The sequence below is a fragment of the Bradyrhizobium yuanmingense genome (assembly GCF_029167105.1).
In the GTDB taxonomy this organism is placed as follows: domain Bacteria; phylum Pseudomonadota; class Alphaproteobacteria; order Rhizobiales; family Xanthobacteraceae; genus Bradyrhizobium; species Bradyrhizobium yuanmingense_A.
Map to the genome: position 1 here is coordinate 11975 of NZ_JARFML010000017.1, position 19872 is coordinate 31846.

Annotated in this window: 16 protein-coding genes; 8 read left to right on the forward strand and 8 right to left on the reverse strand. The window is 65.7% G+C overall.

Features of this window, described 5'->3' with window-relative positions; translation table 11 throughout:
• Nucleotides 1-263: 263 nt before the first annotated feature.
• Both P0R31_RS22180 and P0R31_RS22185 read right to left on the reverse strand, forming a co-directional pair.
• Nucleotides 264-3695 carry a tetratricopeptide repeat protein gene (locus P0R31_RS22180; RefSeq protein ID WP_275516288.1) on the reverse strand — a complete coding sequence of 1144 codons (3432 nt, stop codon included), beginning with the start codon at nt 3693-3695 and terminating at the stop codon, nt 264-266.
• A gap of 322 nt (nt 3696-4017) precedes the next feature.
• Complete coding sequence (locus P0R31_RS22185) at nt 4018-4608, reverse strand: PadR family transcriptional regulator (RefSeq protein ID WP_275516289.1); 591 nt, start codon at nt 4606-4608, stop codon at nt 4018-4020.
• 197 nt (nt 4609-4805) lie between these two features.
• Between P0R31_RS22185 and P0R31_RS22190 the strand changes: the two genes are divergently transcribed.
• From P0R31_RS22190 to P0R31_RS22205, 4 genes are all read left to right on the forward strand, one after another.
• On the forward strand, nt 4806-5192 hold the full coding sequence (locus tag P0R31_RS22190; RefSeq protein WP_275516290.1) for a nuclear transport factor 2 family protein: 387 nt from the start codon (nt 4806-4808) through the stop codon (nt 5190-5192).
• 54 nt (nt 5193-5246) lie between these two features.
• Complete coding sequence (locus P0R31_RS22195; RefSeq protein WP_275516291.1) at nt 5247-7037, forward strand: acyl-CoA dehydrogenase C-terminal domain-containing protein; 1791 nt, start codon at nt 5247-5249, stop codon at nt 7035-7037.
• A gap of 55 nt (nt 7038-7092) precedes the next feature.
• Nucleotides 7093-8301: an acetyl-CoA C-acetyltransferase gene (locus tag P0R31_RS22200; protein ID WP_036020547.1), complete on the forward strand. Its 1209-nt coding sequence runs from the start codon at nt 7093-7095 to the stop codon at nt 8299-8301.
• Between the two features lie 150 nt (nt 8302-8451).
• The gene (locus tag P0R31_RS22205) at nt 8452-10665 is read left to right on the forward strand and encodes an FAD-dependent oxidoreductase (protein ID WP_275516293.1); all 2214 of its coding nucleotides are present in this window, start codon (nt 8452-8454) and stop codon (nt 10663-10665) included.
• 54 nt (nt 10666-10719) lie between these two features.
• Here the strand turns inward: P0R31_RS22205 and P0R31_RS22210 are convergent, their stop codons facing one another.
• Together P0R31_RS22210 and P0R31_RS22215 are read right to left on the reverse strand one after the other, a co-directional pair.
• Entirely contained in the window at nt 10720-11064 is a 345-nt protein-coding gene (locus P0R31_RS22210) for a hypothetical protein (RefSeq protein WP_275516294.1), read from the reverse strand.
• Between the two features lie 357 nt (nt 11065-11421).
• Nucleotides 11422-11730, reverse strand: coding sequence for a hypothetical protein (locus tag P0R31_RS22215; protein WP_245452296.1), 309 nt, complete (start codon nt 11728-11730; stop codon nt 11422-11424).
• Nucleotides 11731-12336: 606 nt separating this feature from the next.
• Between P0R31_RS22215 and P0R31_RS22220 the strand changes: the two genes are divergently transcribed.
• The 3 genes from P0R31_RS22220 (at nt 12337) to P0R31_RS22230 (ending at nt 14982) form a co-directional block, all read left to right on the forward strand.
• A complete protein-coding gene (locus P0R31_RS22220) occupies nt 12337-12831 on the forward strand; it encodes a MarR family winged helix-turn-helix transcriptional regulator (protein ID WP_035996519.1) in 495 nt (164 codons plus the stop codon).
• 99 nt (nt 12832-12930) lie between these two features.
• Nucleotides 12931-14301, forward strand: a complete 1371-nt coding sequence (locus tag P0R31_RS22225) for a glutamate--cysteine ligase (RefSeq protein ID WP_275516296.1) — start codon at nt 12931-12933, stop codon at nt 14299-14301.
• Nucleotides 14302-14415: 114 nt separating this feature from the next.
• Nucleotides 14416-14982 (forward strand): PAN domain-containing protein, encoded by a 567-nt coding sequence (locus P0R31_RS22230; RefSeq protein WP_275516298.1) that lies wholly within the window; start codon nt 14416-14418, stop codon nt 14980-14982.
• A 115-nt stretch (nt 14983-15097) separates the two neighbouring features.
• Here the strand turns inward: P0R31_RS22230 and P0R31_RS22235 are convergent, their stop codons facing one another.
• The 4 genes from P0R31_RS22235 to P0R31_RS22250 all read right to left on the reverse strand — a co-directional run bounded on the left by P0R31_RS22235 (nt 15098) and on the right by P0R31_RS22250 (nt 18525).
• On the reverse strand, nt 15098-15664 hold the full coding sequence (locus P0R31_RS22235; protein WP_275516300.1) for a nucleotidyltransferase family protein: 567 nt from the start codon (nt 15662-15664) through the stop codon (nt 15098-15100).
• An 11-nt stretch (nt 15665-15675) separates the two neighbouring features.
• Nucleotides 15676-16455 (reverse strand): signal peptidase I, encoded by a 780-nt coding sequence (lepB, locus tag P0R31_RS22240; RefSeq protein WP_275516302.1) that lies wholly within the window; start codon nt 16453-16455, stop codon nt 15676-15678.
• Nucleotides 16452-17879 carry a metalloprotease TldD gene (tldD, locus tag P0R31_RS22245; RefSeq protein WP_275516303.1) on the reverse strand — a complete coding sequence of 476 codons (1428 nt, stop codon included), beginning with the start codon at nt 17877-17879 and terminating at the stop codon, nt 16452-16454. The genes lepB and tldD overlap by 4 nt, the downstream gene beginning before the upstream one ends.
• Nucleotides 17880-17991: 112 nt before the next feature.
• The gene (locus P0R31_RS22250; protein ID WP_036040195.1) at nt 17992-18525 is read right to left on the reverse strand and encodes an invasion associated locus B family protein; all 534 of its coding nucleotides are present in this window, start codon (nt 18523-18525) and stop codon (nt 17992-17994) included.
• Nucleotides 18526-18983: 458 nt separating this feature from the next.
• Here P0R31_RS22250 and coxB point away from each other — a divergent pair, with 458 nt between their 5' ends.
• Nucleotides 18984-19838, forward strand: a complete 855-nt coding sequence (gene coxB / locus P0R31_RS22255) for a cytochrome c oxidase subunit II (protein ID WP_275516304.1) — start codon at nt 18984-18986, stop codon at nt 19836-19838.
• Nucleotides 19839-19872: the final 34 nt, after the last annotated feature.

Below are 19872 nucleotides of genomic sequence, written 5' to 3' on the forward strand. Positions count from 1 at the left end.
GGAGGCTATAGCATTTGGGAGTTTCTTCCCTGCCGCCATCCTTCGAGACGCCCGCTTGGGGCGGGCTCCTCAAGATGAGGGCGGAGTGCGCGGCAGCAGGTTCAGCGAGCGCTCATGCTGATTAGCCTCATCCTGAGGAGGCGCGTCAGCGCCGTCTCGAAGGACGAGGCGTGCGCGCAGGCCGCCGCCACAGGTCATATGCGGTAGCCCTGCGCTTGAGGAGGGTTGGCGGTGTCTCCGCGTTGGATCGAATACGATCCGGCTCAATGCGCCGCTGAGGCCGAGCGCTTGGTCGCGACTTGCTTGGGGGCCGGCTTCGCGCTGGCCTGCGGTGCGCTGTCCCAGCCGCCGTTCGGGGCCGCAACGTTGACGGCATCGTCGGGCTGCGGCTCGGCGCTGAAGGTCTGGATCGCGAGCTTGGCGGCCGCCAGCGATTGCGGGTCGAGGCGCTTGGCGACATCGTCGCGCTTGCCGGCGGCATCCGCATCGCCCTGGGCGGCAGCCAAGCTGAACCATTTGTAGGATTCGGCGAGGTTCTGCTCGACGCCGATGCCGCGGGCATAGAGGATGCCGAGGTTGAACTGGCTGTCGGCGACGCCCCGATCGGCCGCTTTCCGGAACCACTGCGCCGCGCTCTTGTAATTGGCGCCGCGACCGCCGCCGTCGGCATCGAGCACGGCGAGATTGTGCATCGCCTTGGCGTTGCCGCGCTCGGCGGCCTGGGTGTAGTAGCGGCGCGCGATGTCGGCGTCCTTCTTCACCCCTAGGCCCTTTTCGTAGAGCGTGCCGAGGCGGAAGATTGCGGGGACGACCCCGGCCTGCGCCGCGCGGTCGTACCACTTCGCCGCTTCGTCGTAATTCGTGGCGACGCCCTTGCCTTCGGCAAAGCGCACGCCGATCTCGTAGGCCGCGGTCGCATCGCCCTTCATCGCGGCGCTGCGCAAGGCGGGACCGCCGATGCCGTCGGGCAGCTTTTCGCTCGGTGGCACCTGGACAGCGCCGAGCCTGGCGCGGCTGGTGCCCGACAGCGCGCCGGTGACGTCGCTGGCGGCCGACGGCACCGGCGCGGCAGGCGCTTGCGGGATTTCAACCGATGCCGAGCCGCCGGAACTGGGACTCGGCGCCGGCACGGCATTGTTCTGCGATTGTCGTCCGATCGGTGTCGGCGACGTCATCGACGGCGTGATCTGCTCGGGCGCGGCTGGCTTGGTCTCGACCGGCGGCGGCGCAGGCTGCGGTGCCGGCTCGCTCGGGACGTTTTGCATCGCCTGCGGCGTCGGTGACGAGCTGCCGCCGTCGAGCAGGTTCATCGCCATCTTGAAGGTGCCGAGCACGATCACGACCACGCTCGCGCCGACCAGCAGCGAGCGGATCTTGGAGGTGATGGTCGAGCCGCCTTCCTGGCCCTTCTCCTTGGCGCGGGCGATCGCGGCCTTGGCACCGCGGGCCGGCTTCTCGGGCGGCTGTGCGGCGGCAGCTTGCGCCGCGCGGCGCGCGGCCGCGATGAAGCTCGACGACGACACCGGCTCTTTCGGCGCGGCGGCGATTCCGCTGATCGCGCTTTCGGAGGCGGCGATGCGTTCCGACGGCGTGGCGACGCGCCCGCCCGGCCGGGTGCCCGGCTCGAGCGGGTGATCCGGCGGCAGTTCCGGCGCGAGTGCAGCGCGCGCCGTGTGCGGCTCCAGGATCTCGCTGATCGCGCGCGGGGGAACCGGCGGGGCCGCCGGCACGGGCGGCGGCGCGGCGGGGGTGGCGGCGTGGAATTCGCGCGGCGCGGCGACGAAGGCAGCCGGCGGCGCCTGCGCGGCAGCCGGATTGGGCAGCTCGGGCTTCGAATCGTATTTCGGCGGCTGTGCTGGCGCTTGCGGCCGCGGCTCGCGCGCCATCGGCGCCGGCTCCATCGCCGCCGCCATCGGCATCGACATCGGCTGTGGGGTGGGGGGAGGCGGCGCGGTGCGCACCGCGCGCAGATCGCCCTCGATCATCGAGAGGCGATCGACGACGTGGCCGAGCGCGCTGTGGACGGCCTCGAGCGAGTCCTGGGTGTGCCGGTTGGTCTCGGCCTGACTGAAGCGGATGTCGGAGAGCTCGCGCTTGACGAGGTCGACCATGCCGGATTCGGGCGGCGGCGCGGCGTTGCGGCTCTCGGCCAGCGCGGCATAGGTCGCCTGCTGCCGTTCCAGGTGCCTGAGGATGTCGTGCAGTCCGTCCTCGACGCGGCTCAAATTGCCGTTGCGCGGATCGGCGGCGGCCTCGATCCGCTCCAGGAGATAGGAGACACGCTGCTCGAGATGGGCGAAGGTCGATGCGGAATCGTTGCCGACCTGCATGCGGTCGAAGCGGTCCGACAACGCGCGGATCGCAGCGTCCAGATGCTCGGTGCTCTCGGACGGCTGCGGCCGCTCGCGGGTTTCCAGCGCCGCGGTGAGCGCCGCGATGCGCTGCTCCAGCACCGCAAAGCTGTCGCTGGGACCGGAGGCGCGGGTGATCTGGTCGACCTTGGACGACAGCAGCTGGACGTCTTCGGACAGCCGCGCCAGCGCCTCGTTGGAGGCGACGTTGGAGACGATGGCGCGCAACGCTGAGATCGCGCCTTCGAGCTGCTGCACGGTCGAGGGATCGTCGTTGGCGCGCAGGATCAGGTCGAGCTTGGCGCCGAGATTGCGGATCGCCTCGTCGTAGCCGGTGAGCTGCTCGGCCGGCGTCAGCGTGCGCAGCACCTGCTTGATGTCGGACAGTGCGCGCTCGATGCCGGCAAGAACCTGCCCGTCAGTGCCGTTGGAGCGGGTCTCGTCGATCCGGCGATGCAGCGAGCGGATCTCGTTCTCGATCGACTCGATCGCGCGCCGCGGCATTGCCTCGGTGATGGCGGCGCGGATTTCGGCCAGCTCGCTGCGGAAGGCGTTGATGGCCTGCTCGGTATTGTCAGGCCGCTGCAGCGATTCGATCTGGCTCGTGATCTTGAGCAGATGGCGCTCGAGCGAGGAAAAATCCGGCCCCGGCTGCGGGGGCGGTGGCGCATAGGCAGGGGCGGGCGGCGCCATCGGCGGCGCGTAAGCAGCCGTTGGCGCAAGCGGCGGCGCGGCACGCGGCGGCATCTGCCGCGGCGCAAAGCCGTCGAGCTCGCTCTGGCGCGCGGTGATCTCGGCGACCGCGACGTCGAACGAAGCCGGGCTCAGGGGTGGTGAGCCGCGATAGACCTGCGCGGCGGCGCGCTCGACGGCATCGGCCTGGTGCTGGCGCGTCTCGGCCGGGGTGGGGCGAGGGGCCTGCGGCTGCGGCGCTTGCCGCTGTGGGCGGGAGATCTGCGACAGGCGCGCGTCGAGCCGCGAGATCGCATCGTTGAGTTGGCGCGCGACGCCCTGCTCGCGCGAGATGTCCGGTCGTGAGGAGTCTTGTCTTGAGGCGTCTTGTCTTGAGGAGTCTTGGCGCGGGGCGGGTTTTGAGATCCGCTCGATCTGCTGGGTGATCGCGTCGAGCCGCTGGTGGATGTCGGCGACTTCGCGGCTCTCCTGGCTCGGCATGGCTTGCGGCCGCTGATCATACGATCCGCGAAAGTTGGGCGGGGCAGTATCGCCGAGCGTGGAGTTCAGCCAATCGTTGAGCGACATGCCGGCACGGCGCGCGGCAGCCTCGGCCCGCTCCCGGACGGATGGATCGATGCCGTCGACACTCCACGATACGCGCGAATTCATGACTCTGTCCGGTTCCGACTTCGGCACCCCACCCGGCGCCTCCAGCTTTCCCACGCGTGCCGGTTGCAAACACAATCGAATTTGGCGCGGGTCGTCTGCCTCGAAAACCGACTTTTTCCTGTTACGGTAAATAACGGGTTAAGGAATGCGGCGCCGGGGTCTTAAAGTTGGGCGGCGGAACTCGGGGTTGGGACGCTGTGGCGATGCATCCAGTACGCCGCGGCATATCGATTGAACCATAAATGTCTCGGCGTACTGGATCGCCCGGTCAAGCCGGGCGATGACAGCGAGGGGCGGAAAGGTTCGGGTAACGTCGGCGCCCTCAGCCCTTCCCCTCGCGCTTGCCATCCTCCAGCGGCACCACCGTGGCCTTGCCGCTCATCGCCGACAGCGCTTCCAGCGCCTCCTCGCAGAAATCGGCCACCATCTGCTCGTGACGGGCGCCGAGCTGAAGCAGCAGCAGATTGCCGAGATCGAGCCGGCCCTCCGCCGTGCCGTCGGGAAAGCGCTTCTTCAAGATGCGCTCGTAATTGGCGTGGCGGTCGCGGTGGTGCTCCAGGCGGGCCATCAGGTCGGTGCGCATGGGCTCGAGGTCGATGCTGTCCAGCGCATGCAGCCGCACCAGGAGGTCGTCCTTGATCGAGGGCGGCGTGCTTGGCCGCGCGGCCCAGTGCCGCAGTGCTGTTCGGCCCTCGGGAGTCAGCGTATAGATCAATTTGTTCGGCTTGCCCGACTGCACGACCTCGCGGCCCTGGATGTAGCCGCGGTCCCGCAGCTTGGAGAGCTCGCGGTAGATCTGCTGATGGTCGGCCTTCCAGAAGAAGCCGATCGAGGAATCGAACGTCTTGGCGAGCTCGTAGCCCGTCATCGGACGTTCCGTCAGGCATGCGAGGATTGCGTCGCCCAGTGCCATGACCGGCCCCCTTCCTTAGGCTTGACCAAGTTGCTTGACTTTATGCGCATCGGCGCATATGCGTCAATGTGCATATGGGGCAGCGTGCGGGCGGGTCCATGACCCGACTGGATAATCAAGCGAAATCAATCTCCTCGCTACTGTGCATGGGGTTGTTTTCGCACTTTTTGCCCTAGCCTTGAGGGAGGCACCCGAGAATGACCGGCCTCGATTCCTGGTACGCCTACATGAAGTCTCACGACCGCGCGGCGCTCTGGGACCTCCTGCATCCCGACGCCGTGTTCGAAAGCCCCGTCGTGCACACGCCGCAAGCCGGCCGCGACATCACCTTCAAATACCTCTCCAGCGCCGAGAAGGTGCTCGGCGGCCCCGGCTTCACCTATGTCGGAGAGTGGCGCAGCGACAACGGCGCCGTGCTCGAATTCAAGAATGTCATCGACGGCATCGAGATCAACGGCGTCGACATCATCAGCTTCGATAACGAGGGACGCATCACTCACTTCAAGGTGATGGTACGTCCGCTCAAGGCGATCAACATGCTGCACCGCCTGATGGCGGAGCAGCTTGCAGCCGCCCAATCATAAGCCCAACATCCCCTTCAAGCCCCAATACTTCAAGGACACGCCGGGAGACCCCCAATGCCGATCTATAAAGCCCCCGTCGAAGACGTGAACTTCCTGCTCAACGACGTCTTCCAGATCGATCGCTACGACAATCTCGCCGGCTTCTCCGATGCGTCGAGCGACGTGCGCGAGGCCATCCTCGGCGAAGCCGCCAAGCTCGCCGAAGAGGTGCTGCAGCCGCTCAACCGCGTCGGCGATCTCGAAGGCTGCAAGCGCGCGGATGATGGCAGCGTCGCCACGCCCAAGGGTTTCAAGGAGGCCTTCAAGCAGGTCGCCGAGGGCGGCTGGCTCGGCCTGTCGGCGCCGACCGAATATGGCGGCCAGGGCCTGCCGGTGACGCTCTCGCAAGCCGTCAACGAATTCCAGATCTCCGCCAACATGGCGTTCTCGATGTATGGCGGCCTCACCATGGGTGCGACCGCGGCGCTTCTGGTGCACGGCACGCCCGAGCAGAAGAAGACCTACGTGCCGAAGATGGTGGCCGGCGAATGGACCGGCACCATGAACCTCACCGAGCCGCATTGCGGCACCGACCTCGGCATGCTCCGCACCAAGGCGGTGCGGCAGGCGGACGGCAGCTTCAAGATCACGGGCACCAAGATCTTCATCTCGGCCGGTGAGCACGATCTCGCCGACAACATCATCCATCTCGTGCTCGCCCGCATCGAGGGCGCGCCGGCCGGCATCAAGGGCGTGTCGCTGTTCGTGGTGCCGAAGTTCCTCGTCAACGCCGACGGTTCGGTGGGGCAGCGCAACGGCGTCGTCTGCGGCTCGATCGAGCACAAGATGGGCATCCACGGCAATTCGACCTGCGTGATGAACTACGACAACGCCACCGGCTGGCTGATCGGCGAAGAGAACAAGGGCATGCAGGGCATGTTCGTGATGATGAATGAGGCCCGGCTCGGCGTCGCCGTGCAGGGCCTTGCGCAGTCCGAGGTCGCCTATCAGAACGCGGTCGCCTATGCCCGCGAGCGCATCCAGGGCCGCGCGCTCACCGGCGCCAAGGCGCCGGACAAGCAGGCTGACCCGATCATCGTGCATCCCGACGTGCGCCGCACGCTGCTCTCGATCCGCGCTTTCAACGAGGCCGCGCGCGCCTTCGTGATGTGGACCGCGCTGAAGAGCGACGTCGCCCACCGCTCCGAAGATCCCAAGGACCGCCAGGCCGCCGACGACCACATGGGCCTGATGACCCCGGTCCTGAAGGGCTTCCTCACCGACTATGGCTTCGCCAACGCGGTGCAGGCGCAGCAGATGTATGGCGGGCACGGCTACATCGCCGAGCAGGGCATGGAGCAGTTCGTGCGCGATGCGCGCATCGCCATGATCTATGAAGGCGCCAACGGCATCCAGGCGCTCGACCTCGTCGGCCGAAAGCTGCCGCGCGACGGCGGCCGCGCCATCATGGCCTTCTTCGGCGAGGTCATGGCCTTCGCCAAGGAGAACGGCGGCGACGAGGCGCTGAAGCCCTTCATCACCCCGCTCTCGACCTCGCTCGGCCATCTCCAGCAGGCGACGACCTGGCTGATGCAGAACGCGATGGCGAAGCCCGACAATGCGGGGGCGGCCGCAACCGATTACCTGCATCTCTTCGGCTTCGTCGCGCTCGGCTACATGTGGGCGCGGATGGCCAAGGTGACGAATGCCAAGATTGCCGAGAGCGGGGCGACGCCCTATCTCTCCACAAAACTCGTCACCGGCCGCTTCTTCATGGAGCGGATGTTGCCGGAGACCGCCGCCAACCTCGCGCGCATCCAGGCCGGTTGCGCCACCATCATGGAACTGCCGGCGGAAGCGTTCTGAGCCTGCTTCCGCTGCCTGCTCCCAATCGTACCGAACATCACATCAGGAGGGCGTCATGCCTGAGGCATTCATCTACGACCACGTTCGCACCCCGCGCGGCCGCGGCAAGCCGGACGGCGCGCTGCACGAAGTCACCGCGCTCGCGCTTGCGACCGTGCCGCTGAAGGCGCTGAAGGACCGCAACAACCTTCCCGAGGATTCGGTCGATGACGTCGTGCTCGGCGTGGTCGATCCGGTCGGCGAAGCCGGCTCCGACATCGCGCGCTTCGCGGCGCTGAAGGCCGGCCTCGGCGAAGCCGTGCCCGGCGTGCAGATCAGCCGCTTCTGCGCCTCCGGCCTCGATGCCGTGAACTTCGCCGCAGCGCAGATCATGAGCGGCCAGCATGAGCTCGTGATCGGCGGCGGCGCCGAATCCATGAGCCGCGTCGGCATCGGCGCCTCCGGCGGAGCCTGGCCGATGGATCCCTCGATGGCGGTGCCGGCCTATTTCATGCCGCAGGGCGTGTCGGCCGACCTGATCGCCACCAAATACGGCTTCTCGCGCGACGACGTCGACGCCTATGCCGTGCAGAGCCAGCAGCGCGCCGGCAAAGCCTGGGACGAAGGCCGCTTCAACAAATCCGTGGTGCCGGTGAAGGACATCAACGGCCTCACCATCCTCGCCAAGGACGAGCACATGCGTCCCTCGACGACGATGCAGTCGCTGGCGCAGCTGCAGCCCTCGTTCACGATGATGGCGCAGATGGGCGGTTTTGACGGCGTCGCGGTGCAGTCGCATCCGGAAATCGAGCGCGTCAATTACGTGCACCATGCCGGCAATTCCTCGGGCATCGTCGACGGCGCCGGCGCCGTGCTGCTCGGCAGCAAGGAGGCAGGCAGCAAGTACGGCCTGAAGCCGCGTGCCAAGATCCGTGCCTTCGCCAACATCGGCTCGGAGCCCGCGATGATGCTGACCGGTCCGGTCGACGTCACCGAGAAGCTGTTCGCGCGCTCGGGCATGAAGAAGTCGGACATCGACCTGTTCGAGCTCAACGAGGCCTTCGCCTCCGTCGTGCTGCGCTACATCCAGGCCTTCGACATCGACAATGCCAAGATCAACGTCAATGGCGGCGCGATCGCGCTCGGCCACCCGCTGGGGGCGACCGGCGCGATGATCCTCGGGACCGTGCTCGACGAGCTCGAGCGCACCAACAAGTCCACCGCCCTCGTCACGCTGTGCATCGGCGGCGGCATGGGCACCGCGACCATCATCGAGCGGGTGTAGGTTCGTAGGGTGGGTTAGCCGAAGGCGTAACCCACCTCTTCTGTCTCCGCAGCGAAAGACCGTGGTGGGTTACGCTTCGCTAACCCACCCTACGAGATCACCATCAACCGCCGCGCCTGAGATCGGCTGCGGCACCGAGGAGCAACCAACATGTCGTACAAGAACTTCAAGGTTGAGACCGATTCCGACGGCATCGCGCTCGTCACCTGGGACATCCCCGGCCGTTCCATGAACGTGCTCGACGAGACCTCGACCAACGAGCTCGAGACGATCGTCAAGGCGACCACGGCCGATGCCGCGGTAAAGGGCGTCGTCATCACCTCGGCCAAGGAAGCGTTCTGCGCCGGCGCGGACCTGTCGATGCTCGAAGGCATGAACCAGGCCTATGCGAAGGTCTTCAAGGAGCAGGGCGAGACCGCGGCGAACCAGATGCTGTTCGACCAGAGCCGCCGCTTCTCGCAGGTGCTGCGCGGAATCGAAACCTCAGGCAAGCCGTGGGCGGCCGCGATCAACGGCCTCGCGCTCGGCGGCGGCTTCGAGATCACGCTGTGCTGCCACTATCGCGTCGCGGCGGACAATCCCAAGACGCGCCTCGGCCTGCCCGAGGTCAAGGTCGGCCTGTTCCCCGGCGCCGGCGGCACGCAGCGCGTGCCGCGCCTGGTGCCGCCGCAGGACGCCATGACCATTCTGCTCAAGGGCGATCCTGTCACGGTCGACAAGGCCAAGGCGCTGAACCTCATTCACGCCATCGTTCCCGCCGCCGACCTTATCAAGGCGGCGAAGGACTGGATCAAGGGCGGCGGCAAGGCCGTCGCGCCGTGGGACGAGAAGGGCTTCAAGCTGCCTGGCGGTCCGGTGTTCTCCAAGGCCGGCATGATGATGTTCCCGGCCGGCAACGCGATCTATCGCCGCGAGACCTACGACAATTACCCGGCCGCACGCGCGATCATGAGCTGCGTCTATGAAGGCCTGCAGCTGCCGATCGATGCGGCGCTGCGCGTGGAGTCGCGCTACTTCACCTCGGTGCTGCGCTCGAAGGAAGCGGCGGCGATGATCCGCAGCCTGTTCCTGTCGATGCAGGAGCTCAACAAGGGCGCGCGTCGTCCGAAGGATGTGCCCGCAACCAAGGTGAAGAAGATCGCCGTGATCGGCGCCGGCTTCATGGGCGCAAGCGTCGGCTATGTCTCGGCCCGCGCCGGCCTCGACGTCGTCCTGATCGACCGCGACCAGGAGAGCGCCGACAAGGGCAAGGCGCATGCCCAGAAGGTGATCGAGGAGCAGATCAAGAAGGGCCGCGCCAAGCCTGCGGACGCCGAAGCGTTGCTCGCGCGCGTCACGCCGACCGCGGACTACGCCGCGCTGAAGGACGTCGACCTCGTCATCGAGGCCGTGTTCGAGGACCGCAAGGTCAAGGCGGAGACCTTTGCCAAGGCGCAGCAATATCTGAAGCCGGATGTGATCTTCGCCTCCAACACCTCGACGCTGCCGATCACCTCGCTGGCCGAGGCGTTCAAGGATCAGGGCAAGTTCATCGGCATTCACTTCTTCTCGCCGGTCGAGAAGATGATGCTGGTCGAGATCATCCTCGGCAAGAACACCGGCGACGTCGCGCTCGCGACCGCGCTCGACTACGTCCGCCAGATCGGCAAGACGCCGATCGTGGTCAACGACTCCAGAGGCTTCTTCGCCAATCGCTGCGTCGGCCGCTACGTCGCCGAAGGCAACGAGATGTTCCTGGAGGGCGTGCCGCCGGCGATGATCGAGAACTGCGCCAAGATGGCCGGCATGCCAGTCGGCCCGCTCTCGCTCTCGGACGAGGTCGCGCTCGATCTCGGTCTGAAGATCATGAAGGCGACCGAAGCCGATCTCGGCCCCAACGCCATCAATCCCGAGCAGAAGAAGCTGATGGTGGAGATGGTCGAGAAGCAGGGCCGGCTCGGCCGCAAGAACAGCAAGGGCTTCTACGACTATCCCGAGAAGGGCAAGGGCCAGAAGAGCCTGTGGCCAGGCCTCTCGGCCTTGCAGCCGAAGCAGCTCGACCCTGACACGCTCGATATCGAGGAGCTGAAGCAGCGCTTCCTGGTGGTGCAGGCGGTGGAAGCTGCGCGCACCGTTGAGGACCACGTCATCATCGATCCGCGCGAGGCCGATGTCGGCTCGATCCTCGGCTTCGGCTTCGCGCCGTTCACAGGCGGCACGCTGTCCTACATCGACTTCATGGGCACGAAGAAATTCGTCGAGCTCTGCCACAAGCTGGAGGCGAAGTACGGCTCGCGCTTCACCCCGCCGAAGCTCTTGGAAGAGATGGCGGCGAAGGGCGAGACCTTCTACGGCCGTTTCGCGCCGAAGAAGGCGGCAGCCTGACGGAAGCTCGGGGCTACGCAGAAACAAAAGGCCGGATCATCGATCCGGCCTTTTTCATTTTCCGTCGCCGAACGGCGAGAAGGCGCGCCCTCCAACTACATCGTCGTCGAGCCGGGCCTTCCAGCTGCCTTCGTCGCCGCGGCCGATGCGCACCTCGAAACGCCAGCCATTTTGGTTGGTAAAGGCGATGTCCGCGCCGCCCTTCGTTCTGGCGTAGCGACAGGGATATTCGGTTGGCCGGTCCGGGAAGACGATCTTGCCTTCCTTGCTCTCGAACACGGCCGAGGTGATCTGCGGATGGATCATGAAGATGCAATTGCGTTCCGGCGCGACCGGCGTCGACAAGCCGAGCATCGCGAGCGGCGCGCCGGCGGCGGTCATGAGGACGATCAGGTTCATGGCGGAAACTGTCTCTTGGAGATGTTCCTTCGACGTCGCCGCGGATCGGATGGTTCACAAATGGAAGGGCTGGATCATCGCTTGGGCGCTCTGCCTTGCGCCTTGTCACATCGATTGATGCGCTTTCCCAATCTCCACCCCGGCCACGCTCGCTTCGCCCTGGCACCGCTCTTGCTGATGATCCGCCGGATGGCCCATCGACAATGAAGGTGTCCCGCAATGATCTCCACGGTGTCTCAAGACAGCGCAGCCGGCGTTGCGGTAAGATACGTCCCCTTGTCGCTGCTGCGGCGGCCGTGGCCGCGCCGCCGGCTCCTCCGGAGGCGCAGAAGAGTTCCTTCGTGGGTCGACCTGGTCCTACTCGTCCTCATCTTTGATATGGCGCTGGCCGTGCTTGCCTGGTTCGCCGTCGATCTCGTCCTGCACTGAAAGCTCACCTCTGTGCACGTAGAATGTCGCCGCCAAGTAGGCGACCTGGCCGGCAATCAGGCAGCCGACGACGATTGGAACGCCCGTCCAAAAGCCAAAGCCTGAGGTCTGAAGGACGGTCGCGGCAAGGATCGCAGTCGCCGGCGAGACCAGCAATAGAGTCCAGACTCGGAAGAATAGCCCCGTCGCCAAGCCGGTTATTGCACTCGCGAGCAGGAGGAGGAGTACAGTCGTCACGATAGTTTTTCCGGTCCGACGGCTAGCGTCCTGTCCCCGCGCTGAAGCTGAGCCAAGAGCATTGCTCTCACAAGGATGGTGACGTCCCCGGAGCGCACAACGCGGAGTTATTGTTAACCCGGACAATGCTCGTAAAATCGGCGTCAGCGCATCGCAAATCTTCGGACTAGCTAATGTGGCAAGGAAAGAGCCGAATCACCGGTCCGGCTCTTCGCCGTCCTTCCGGTCGTGTTTCGCGACGGTGGACCAGACCTGATTGGCGATCATCTGGACAATCACTTGGCCTTCCGTCACGATCTCATTTGCTGTCGAGGCCCAGCGCAGGGACCTGGCCCCAAGGGGGGCAGCTTCAGATAATTCTCACTATTTTCGGGCTTCTTGGCGCCGCTACCGACCTCGACCAGGCCATAGAGCGGGCCGGCCTCCAGGATCACGATGTGGGGACGGCGGGCACACACCGGGCAAACCGTCCGGTTTCGAGGAAATTCCTTCCCCTGACGCTTGGTTCGGCCGAAAGAACGACTACATGCACCTGCTTGAAATAGTCAAGATTGATGCAGGTGCATCGAATGGAGTAAGAGACGGGCGACGAGCTTGAGCGGAATCATGAAACGCAAACCATCGACCGAGGCAACCGCCGCCTGGATCCGCCTGATGCGGGTGCAGAGCCGCGTGCTCGATTGCGTCGAGCAGGACTTGAAGAAGGCCGGCTTCCCACCGCTGGCCTGGTATGACGCGCTGCTCGAACTGTCGCGGGCGCCCTCGGGCGAGCTGCGGCCGGTCGAGCTCGAGCGGCAGATGCTGATCCCGCAATATTCGACCTCGCGCCTGATCGACCGCCTGGTCGACGAGGGCCTCGCCTCGCGGCGCGAATGCAAGATCGACAAGCGCGGCCAGTTCGTCGAGATCACCGAAGCCGGCCGCGAGCTGCAGAAGCGGATGTGGGGCGCCTATTCGGCCGCGATCGAGAAATATGTCGGTTCGAAACTGTCGGACGCCGACGCCGTCAAGCTCAGCAATCTGCTCGATCGCCTGGGCTGCTCGTGCGGCGAGATGAAACTGCCGCCCGCGGCCGCCAACGAAACCATGCCGTCGCGATGATCGCGCGGCAACCCCGCTCGCCCGTGCAACCGGTGGGTTCGCGGGCCATCCCTGTCACCCGCGCGCGTTCGGTCGAAGCGCTTTTGATTAGAGTTTGATATGGCGCGAGACCAGATCGACATGACACCGCTGCAATCACGCGACGAACTCGTCGCGTGGTTCGAGGCGGGCTGCAAGGACCCGTCCGAATTCCGCATGGGCACCGAGCACGAGAAGACGCCGTTCACGCTCGACGGTCATCGTCCGGTGCCTTACGAGGGCGCGCGCGGCATCGGCGCGCTGCTCGAAGGCATGAAGCTCCTGCTCGGCTGGGAGCCGATCATGGAGCAGGGCAACATCATCGGCCTCTACGACGTCACCGGCGGCGGCGCCATCTCGCTCGAGCCCGGCGGACAGTTCGAGCTGTCCGGCGCGCCGGTCGAGAACGTGCACCAGACCCAGAGCGAGCTGATGGCGCACTTGGCGCAGGTGCGCGAGATCGCAACCCCGCTCGGCATCGGCTTCCTCGGCCTCGGCATGACGCCGTCCTGGTCGCGCGCCGATATCCCGGTGATGCCCAAGGGCCGCTACAAGATCATGACCAATTACATGCCGAAGGTCGGCCAATACGGCCTCGACATGATGTACCGGACCTGCACGGTGCAGACCAATCTCGACTTCTCGTCGGAAGCCGACATGGTCAAGAAGCTGCGCGTCTCGCTCGCGCTTCAACCGGTCGCAACCGCGCTGTTCGCCAATTCACCGTTCACTGAGGGCAAGCCGAACGGCTTCCTCTCGTTCCGGTCCGAGATCTGGCGCGACACCGACAACGCGCGCGCAGGCATGATGCCGTGGGCGTTCGAGGACGGCATGGGGTTCGAGCGCTATGTCGATTATGCGCTGGACGTGCCCATGTATTTCGTCAAGCGCGGCGAGGAGTACATTGACGTCTCGGGCTCCTCGTTCCGCGCCTTCTTCGACGGCCGCAACAACAACCTTCCCGGCGAGCGTCCGACCTTGTCGGACTGGGCCAACCACCTCTCGACGATCTTCCCGGAAGTGCGGCTGAAGCGCTATCTCGAGATGCGCGGCTCGGACGGCGGCCCATGGGGCCGCTTGCCGGCGCTGCCGGCGTTCTGGGTCGGGCTGCTCTACGACGATGCCTCGCTCGATGCCGCCTGGGAGATCGTCAAGCACTGGAGCGCGCATGAACGCCAAGCCCTGCGCGACGACGTGCCGCGCATGGGCTTCAAGGCGCGGATCAAGGACCGCTATCTGTTCGAGATCGCCAAGGAATGCCTCGTTCTTGCCCATGCTGGCCTGCGCCGGCGCGGCCGGATCGATCAACTCGGCCGCGACGAAACCCGGCATCTCGAGCCGCTCGATCGCATCATCGATTCCGGCCGGACGCCGGCCGAGGAGATGCTGGATAAATTCAACGGTCCCTGGAAGGGCTCGGTGGAACCGGCCTACGCGGAATACGCGTTCTAGACCTCTGAAGCCGGGCACCCAGGATTCAGCCGTTCATCGCCCATACAGGTTTGCGGCGATCAAATGACCGGCTGAAAAAACCTGAGCGTCGTCAATAACTCGAAAGCTGTTCCGATGGGGAAGGGCCGCCTGTCCGGGGCCATCATGTCCAGCGCCGCGGCATGTGTCGCGCTGCTTTCGCTTGCGTTTGCGAGCGCGCCGGCGCTTGCCCAGACGGCGTTCGACCGGCCCGGCGGCGACTATTTCAGTACGCCCGTCACCTCCGGCGATCCCGAGGATTGCGCGCTGCTGTGCGAGCGCGATCGCCGTTGCCGCTCCTGGAGCTTCAACTATCCCGATGTCGAAGGCGGCTCGGCCGTGTGCTGGCTGAAGAACACCGTGCCGGCGCGCGTGCCGGGTAGTTGCTGTATCTCGGGCGTGCGCGGCGCCGGCGTGATCGAGCCGCGCGTCGAAGGCGTCGAGACGTCGATCGACCGTCCCGGCGGCGACTTGCGCAATTTCGAGCTCAAGGACGGCGAAAGCGTCGAGGCGTGCAAGGCCGCCTGCACCGCCGACAACAAATGCCGCGCCTTCACCTATGCCCGCCCCGGCTACACCGGGCGCGAGGCGCGCTGCTTCCTGAAGAAGGAAATCAAGCCGCCGCGAAGGAAGGCGGGGTTCACCTCGGGCGTGGTCAGATAGCACGCACTCCCTCCGCCGTCATTGCGAGCGCAGCGAAGCAATCCAGGCTGTTTCCGCGGACGGATTCTGGATTGCTTCGCTGCGCTCGCAATGACGGGTAAGATGTAGCGGCATCTCACTCCGCCGCGATCACCGTGATCTCCGGCCACAGCGCCTTCCAGCGCTTAGCCTTCGCTTCGTAGTTCGCCGCGGAAAAATTCGGTCCTGGATTTGGCCGCGCGATCAGTGCCGCAATGTCGTCAAACCCGCGCGGTGCGTAGACCTCGTGGCCATCGCTTGCGCGCCTGACGCCGACCTGCGTGTTCTGCGTGAGGAAGCGGTCGATGCCTTCCCTCGAGCTTCTCAGCGGCGGATAGGGCAGGCCGTGCTTGGCCGGGTACCACATGTGCACGCGGGCCTGGTTGCGGACCTCGATCTTGGCGCCGAGATGCGCGAGGCGCGTATGGAGGGTGCGGATCACCGCGTCCTCGGCCTCCCACGATGTATCGGCGTCGAAATAGAACACGTCGTAATCGGCGATGCCGTGGTCGATCGGGCGCCCCGTGAGCACGTTCCATACCGTCTGCACCAGGCATCCCGACACCAGCCACGCATCCGGTAATGCAAGTCGATGCAGCTCGTCGGCGATCGCGGCGTTGACCGGATTGCGTAAGGCGAGCGCGAGGAATTCATCCTTGCTCACCCTGCGGCCAATCAGTGCACGGCGGTGAAGAACCGCGACAGCCTGAATCCGGACAGCCAGGTCCACACCGGCTGGCTACGCATGCCGAGGTCCCAGGAGCCGACCACTGCGTCTGCACGGCCGATCAGATTGTCGATCGGCAGCAGGCCGACGCCGCCGGAGCGCAGCGGCACGCGGCTATCGGCGGAATTGTCGCGGTTGTCGCCGAGCACGAACAGATGCCCGGCCGGAACCGTCACCTCGGGCGTGTTGTCGAGCGGACCGCTGTCGCGCATTTTGAAGATCAGATGCGAGACGCCGTTCGGCAGCGTCTCGACATAGCGATAGGCGGGCTCGCTGCCGCCGCTGTCGTTCTCGGCGGCGCCGACGCCGTCCGGCTTCAACTCGGCCGGACGGTCGTTGATGAAGAGCTGGCCCTGCCGCATCTGGATGCGGTCGCCGGGCAAGCCCACGACGCGCTTGACCCAGGCCTGCGAACGATCGCCGGGCCAGCGGAAGACGACGACGTCGCCGAGCTTCGGCGTCTCCGCGAACACGCGGCCGCTTTCCGGCAGGCTGATCTGGATCGGCAGCGACGAGGTGCCGTAGCCATAGGGGAATTTCGAGGCGAGCAGCGCATCACCGATCAGGAGCGTCGGCTCCATCGAGCCCGACGGCACGTAGAACGGCTCGGCGAGCGCGCCCTTGGCGATGAAGACCGCGGCGACGATGCCGGCGAGCTGAGCGATCTGTCCGCCCCAGCCGCTGCTTTTGCGCTTGGGGCTGACCGTGACCTTGTCTTCAACACTCATGCGCCGGTTCCACCCACGGTGATGCGTTCCATCAGCAGTGACGGCTGGCCGACGCCGACGGGCACGCCCTGGCCGTTCTTGCCGCAGGTGCCGATGCCGGTGTCGAGCGCAAGGTCGTTGCCGATCATGCGGATGCGATGCAGGTCGGTCGGCCCGTTGCCGATCAGCATGGCGCCCTTGAGCGGCGCTCCGATCTTGCCGTTCTCGATCTTGTAGGCCTCGGTGCACTGGAACACGTACTTGCCCGAGGTGATGTCGACCTGTCCGCCGCCGAAATTCGCGGCGAACACGCCGTTCTTCACCGAGGCGATGATCTCGGCCGGATCGCGGTCGCCGGCGAGCATGTAGGTGTTGGTCATGCGCGGCATCGGCACATGGGCATAACCTTGGCGACGGCCGTTGCCGGTCGGCTTCATGTTCATCAGCCGTGCGTTCTGGCGGTCCTGCATGTAGCCGACCAGGATGCCGTCCTCGATCAGCACGGTGCGATTGGTCGGCGTGCCCTCGTCGTCGATCGACAGCGAGCCGCGGCGCGAGGCGATGGTGCCGTCGTCGACCACGGTGACGCCCTTGGCCGCGACCTGCTGGCCCATCAGGCCGGCGAACGCGGACGTCTTCTTGCGGTTGAAATCGCCCTCGAGGCCGTGGCCGACCGCTTCATGCAGCATCACGCCGGGCCAGCCGGCGCCCAGCACGACGTCCATCTCGCCCGCGGGGGCGGGGATCGATTCCAGATTGACCAGCGCCTCGCGCAGCGCGCCGTCGGCGGCCTCGCGCCAGTTCTTGCTCTCGATGAACTCGGCATAGCCGGCGCGGCCGCCATAGCCCTTGCTGCCGCTCTCCTGGCGGTCGCCCTGGCCGGCGACCACGGAAATGTTGACGCGCACCAGCGGGCGGATGTCGCGATAGCTCTCGCCGTCGGGCCGCAGGATCTCGACGACCTGCCAGGTCGCACCCAGGCTGACGCTGACCTGCCGCACCCGCGGGTCCTTGTCGCGCAAGTAAGCGTCGATCTCGGCGAGCAGTTTTACTTTGGTTTCGAAGCCCGGCGCGTCCAGCGGATTGTCGTCGCCATAGAGGCGGACATTGGTATGTGGGGGCGGCGCCGAGAAGCTGCCGGAGTAGCCGCCGCGCACGGCGGCAACGGCGTCCGCCGCGCGAATCAGCGCCGGCAGCGACACGTCGGAGGAATGCGCGTAGCCGACCGCATCGTCCTTGACGGCGCGCAGGCCAAATCCCTGCGAGGTGTCATAGGTCGCCTGCTTCAGCCGCCCATTGTCGAACATCAGCGCTTCGGTCTGGCTGTATTCCAGGAACAGTTCGCCGTCGTCAGCGCCGGAAAGCCCGCGCGCGACCTCGCTGCGAACCTGATCGCGGTCGAGATTGGCACGGTCGAGCAGGGAGGTCGTGGCAGGATTGGTCATGCGTCCGTCCATTAGCCGGGGATGTGGGGCAAGATAATGGTTTCGGATCGGTTCCGCGAGGGCGCGAAGCCTCACATTACGGAAACAAAAGGATTGTCAGGATTAGCCGCTCCTACGGCAGCTTATCGTAGCCCTCGCCGAGCCCGTTCAGGCTGAGCGGGAAGCCGATGCCTTCTTCCGGGGTCTCGAAGATGATGAAGGTCGCGGTCTTGGCGCTGCGGAGCTGACCGAGCAGCTTGTCCTCCAGGACCACCTCGGCGACGCAGCCGTTGGGCAGGCAGCGGACGAAGCCGGCGCGGCCGACGTCCTGGTTGTCGAGCTTGAGCCCGAGGCCGGAGGGCAACAGGACCCCGAGCGGAGCGACCACGCGCATCAGCCGGCTCTTCTGGTCAGCGGTCTTGAGCACGATCACGGTCAGGCCGGCATTGGAGCGGTCTTCCGCCACCACGCTCTGAATCAGGGCGCATTGCTCGGTCTGGGCGCCGGGCGGGGTGTCGCAGCGGATCTGCCAGTCGCCATGGACGGAGCGCACCGCGCCCTGCGCATGGGCAAGCCCCGGCAGCGCCAGCAGGACCATCGCAGCCACGAGGGCGGCGAGCGCCGGGAGGCCGTTCGCCGGCCTTGCCATCGATCTCGAAAGCCCCATCGGGTCGGTCCCTCTGCTCGCCTGGGTTGCTCGCGCTTGGCGGACTGATCTGGCGGACTGATACGGAATGACGGCGTCTTGAAGGCGATTCCCAAGCAAATTCCGCGCCGCGCACACCGCCATTGCCCGCACGAATCAGGCTGCCGCGTGGCAGTCTTCCAGTGCCTACCGCGGGCAATTTCGCTGTCAAGCCGCAGCGTCCCGGGAAACGGTATTTTTGTCTGATCTTGCTGGGAAATATCTTGCCGGTGATGGCTGGCAGGCGGGGCTCAAGACTGCATTGCGATAGATCAAGAATTATGGTTTGAGAGGCTTGATTTCGCGTTCTAGCGATCTGGCCCCAATTCCTCTTAGAGGTATTCTTGCGTGGCGGTTTGTCGGACTGGCGGAGCGAATAAGCGTTTCCCGCAAACAGGGAAATGCACGTGGGGTGATTTCGGAAGGGGAGCGCGAACGACATGAGGATGTCGATGGGTCGGGTGGGCCGGCAACTGCTGGGATTGGCCACCATCGCCTTGGTGGCGGCTGGAGTCACGCTGGCGACGGGTGGTGCGGCATTGGCCGAGCTCGGGCAGCCGTCGCCGTGGGAGTGGACGCTCCAGCAGTCCGGTTCCCCGGTGATGGACAACATCGTCTGGTTCCATAACTTCCTCTTCGTGCTGATCACCCTGATCACGCTGTTCGTCCTGGCGCTGCTCGTGATCGTGGTCGTCAAGTTCAACGCGAAGGCCAATCCGGTGCCGTCGCGGACCACCCACAACACGCTGATCGAGGTGGCTTGGACGCTCGTCCCGGTGCTGATCCTGGTCGGCATTTCGGTGCCGTCGTTCCGGCTGCTGTTCCTGGAGCTCGACATTCCGAAAGCGGACCTGACCGTGAAGGCGACCGGCAAGCAGTGGTACTGGTCCTATGCCTATCCGGATAACGGCAAGTTCGAATTCGATTCGCTGATGGCGCAGGACAAGCAGCCCCGTCTGCTCGGCGTCGACAACGAGATGGTGGTGCCGGTCAACAAGGTGATTCGCGTCCAGACCACGGGTGCGGACGTCATCCATGCGTTCGCGCTGCCGGCTTTCGGCGTCAAGATCGACGCCATTCCCGGCCGTCTGAACGAGACCTGGTTCAAGGCCACCAAGACCGGCATGTACTACGGTCAGTGCTCGGAACTGTGCGGCAAGGATCACGCCTTCATGCCGATTGCGATCCGCGTGGTGAGCGACCAGGAGTTCGCCTCCTGGGTCGAGACGGCGAAGAAGAAGTTTGCGAGCGGCGGCACCAGCACCTACGCCTCCGCGGCCGGCCCGACGCAGTAAGCGCCGGGGGCGGCCTGAGGGACTGAAAGCGATA

What these genes read in the sequence shown, in the direction of transcription:
- P0R31_RS22230 (WP_275516298.1), top strand. Translation starts at nt 14,416, where the DNA reads ATGGGGAAGGGCCGCCTGTCCGGGGCCATCATGTCCAGCGCCGCGGCA.
- P0R31_RS22200 (WP_036020547.1), top strand. Translation starts at nt 7,093, where the DNA reads ATGCCTGAGGCATTCATCTACGACCACGTTCGCACCCCGCGCGGCCGC.
- P0R31_RS22225 (WP_275516296.1), top strand. Translation starts at nt 12,931, where the DNA reads ATGGCGCGAGACCAGATCGACATGACACCGCTGCAATCACGCGACGAA.
- P0R31_RS22180 (WP_275516288.1), bottom strand. Translation starts at nt 3,695, where the DNA reads ATGAATTCGCGCGTATCGTGGAGTGTCGACGGCATCGATCCATCCGTC.
- P0R31_RS22250 (WP_036040195.1), bottom strand. Translation starts at nt 18,525, where the DNA reads ATGGGGCTTTCGAGATCGATGGCAAGGCCGGCGAACGGCCTCCCGGCG.
- P0R31_RS22195 (WP_275516291.1), top strand. Translation starts at nt 5,247, where the DNA reads ATGCCGATCTATAAAGCCCCCGTCGAAGACGTGAACTTCCTGCTCAAC.
- P0R31_RS22190 (WP_275516290.1), top strand. Translation starts at nt 4,806, where the DNA reads ATGACCGGCCTCGATTCCTGGTACGCCTACATGAAGTCTCACGACCGC.
- P0R31_RS22210 (WP_275516294.1), bottom strand. Translation starts at nt 11,064, where the DNA reads ATGAACCTGATCGTCCTCATGACCGCCGCCGGCGCGCCGCTCGCGATG.
- P0R31_RS22205 (WP_275516293.1), top strand. Translation starts at nt 8,452, where the DNA reads ATGTCGTACAAGAACTTCAAGGTTGAGACCGATTCCGACGGCATCGCG.
- P0R31_RS22185 (WP_275516289.1), bottom strand. Translation starts at nt 4,608, where the DNA reads ATGGCACTGGGCGACGCAATCCTCGCATGCCTGACGGAACGTCCGATG.
- lepB (WP_275516302.1), bottom strand. Translation starts at nt 16,455, where the DNA reads ATGAGTGTTGAAGACAAGGTCACGGTCAGCCCCAAGCGCAAAAGCAGC.
- P0R31_RS22220 (WP_035996519.1), top strand. Translation starts at nt 12,337, where the DNA reads ATGAAACGCAAACCATCGACCGAGGCAACCGCCGCCTGGATCCGCCTG.
- tldD (WP_275516303.1), bottom strand. Translation starts at nt 17,879, where the DNA reads ATGACCAATCCTGCCACGACCTCCCTGCTCGACCGTGCCAATCTCGAC.
- coxB (WP_275516304.1), top strand. Translation starts at nt 18,984, where the DNA reads ATGAGGATGTCGATGGGTCGGGTGGGCCGGCAACTGCTGGGATTGGCC.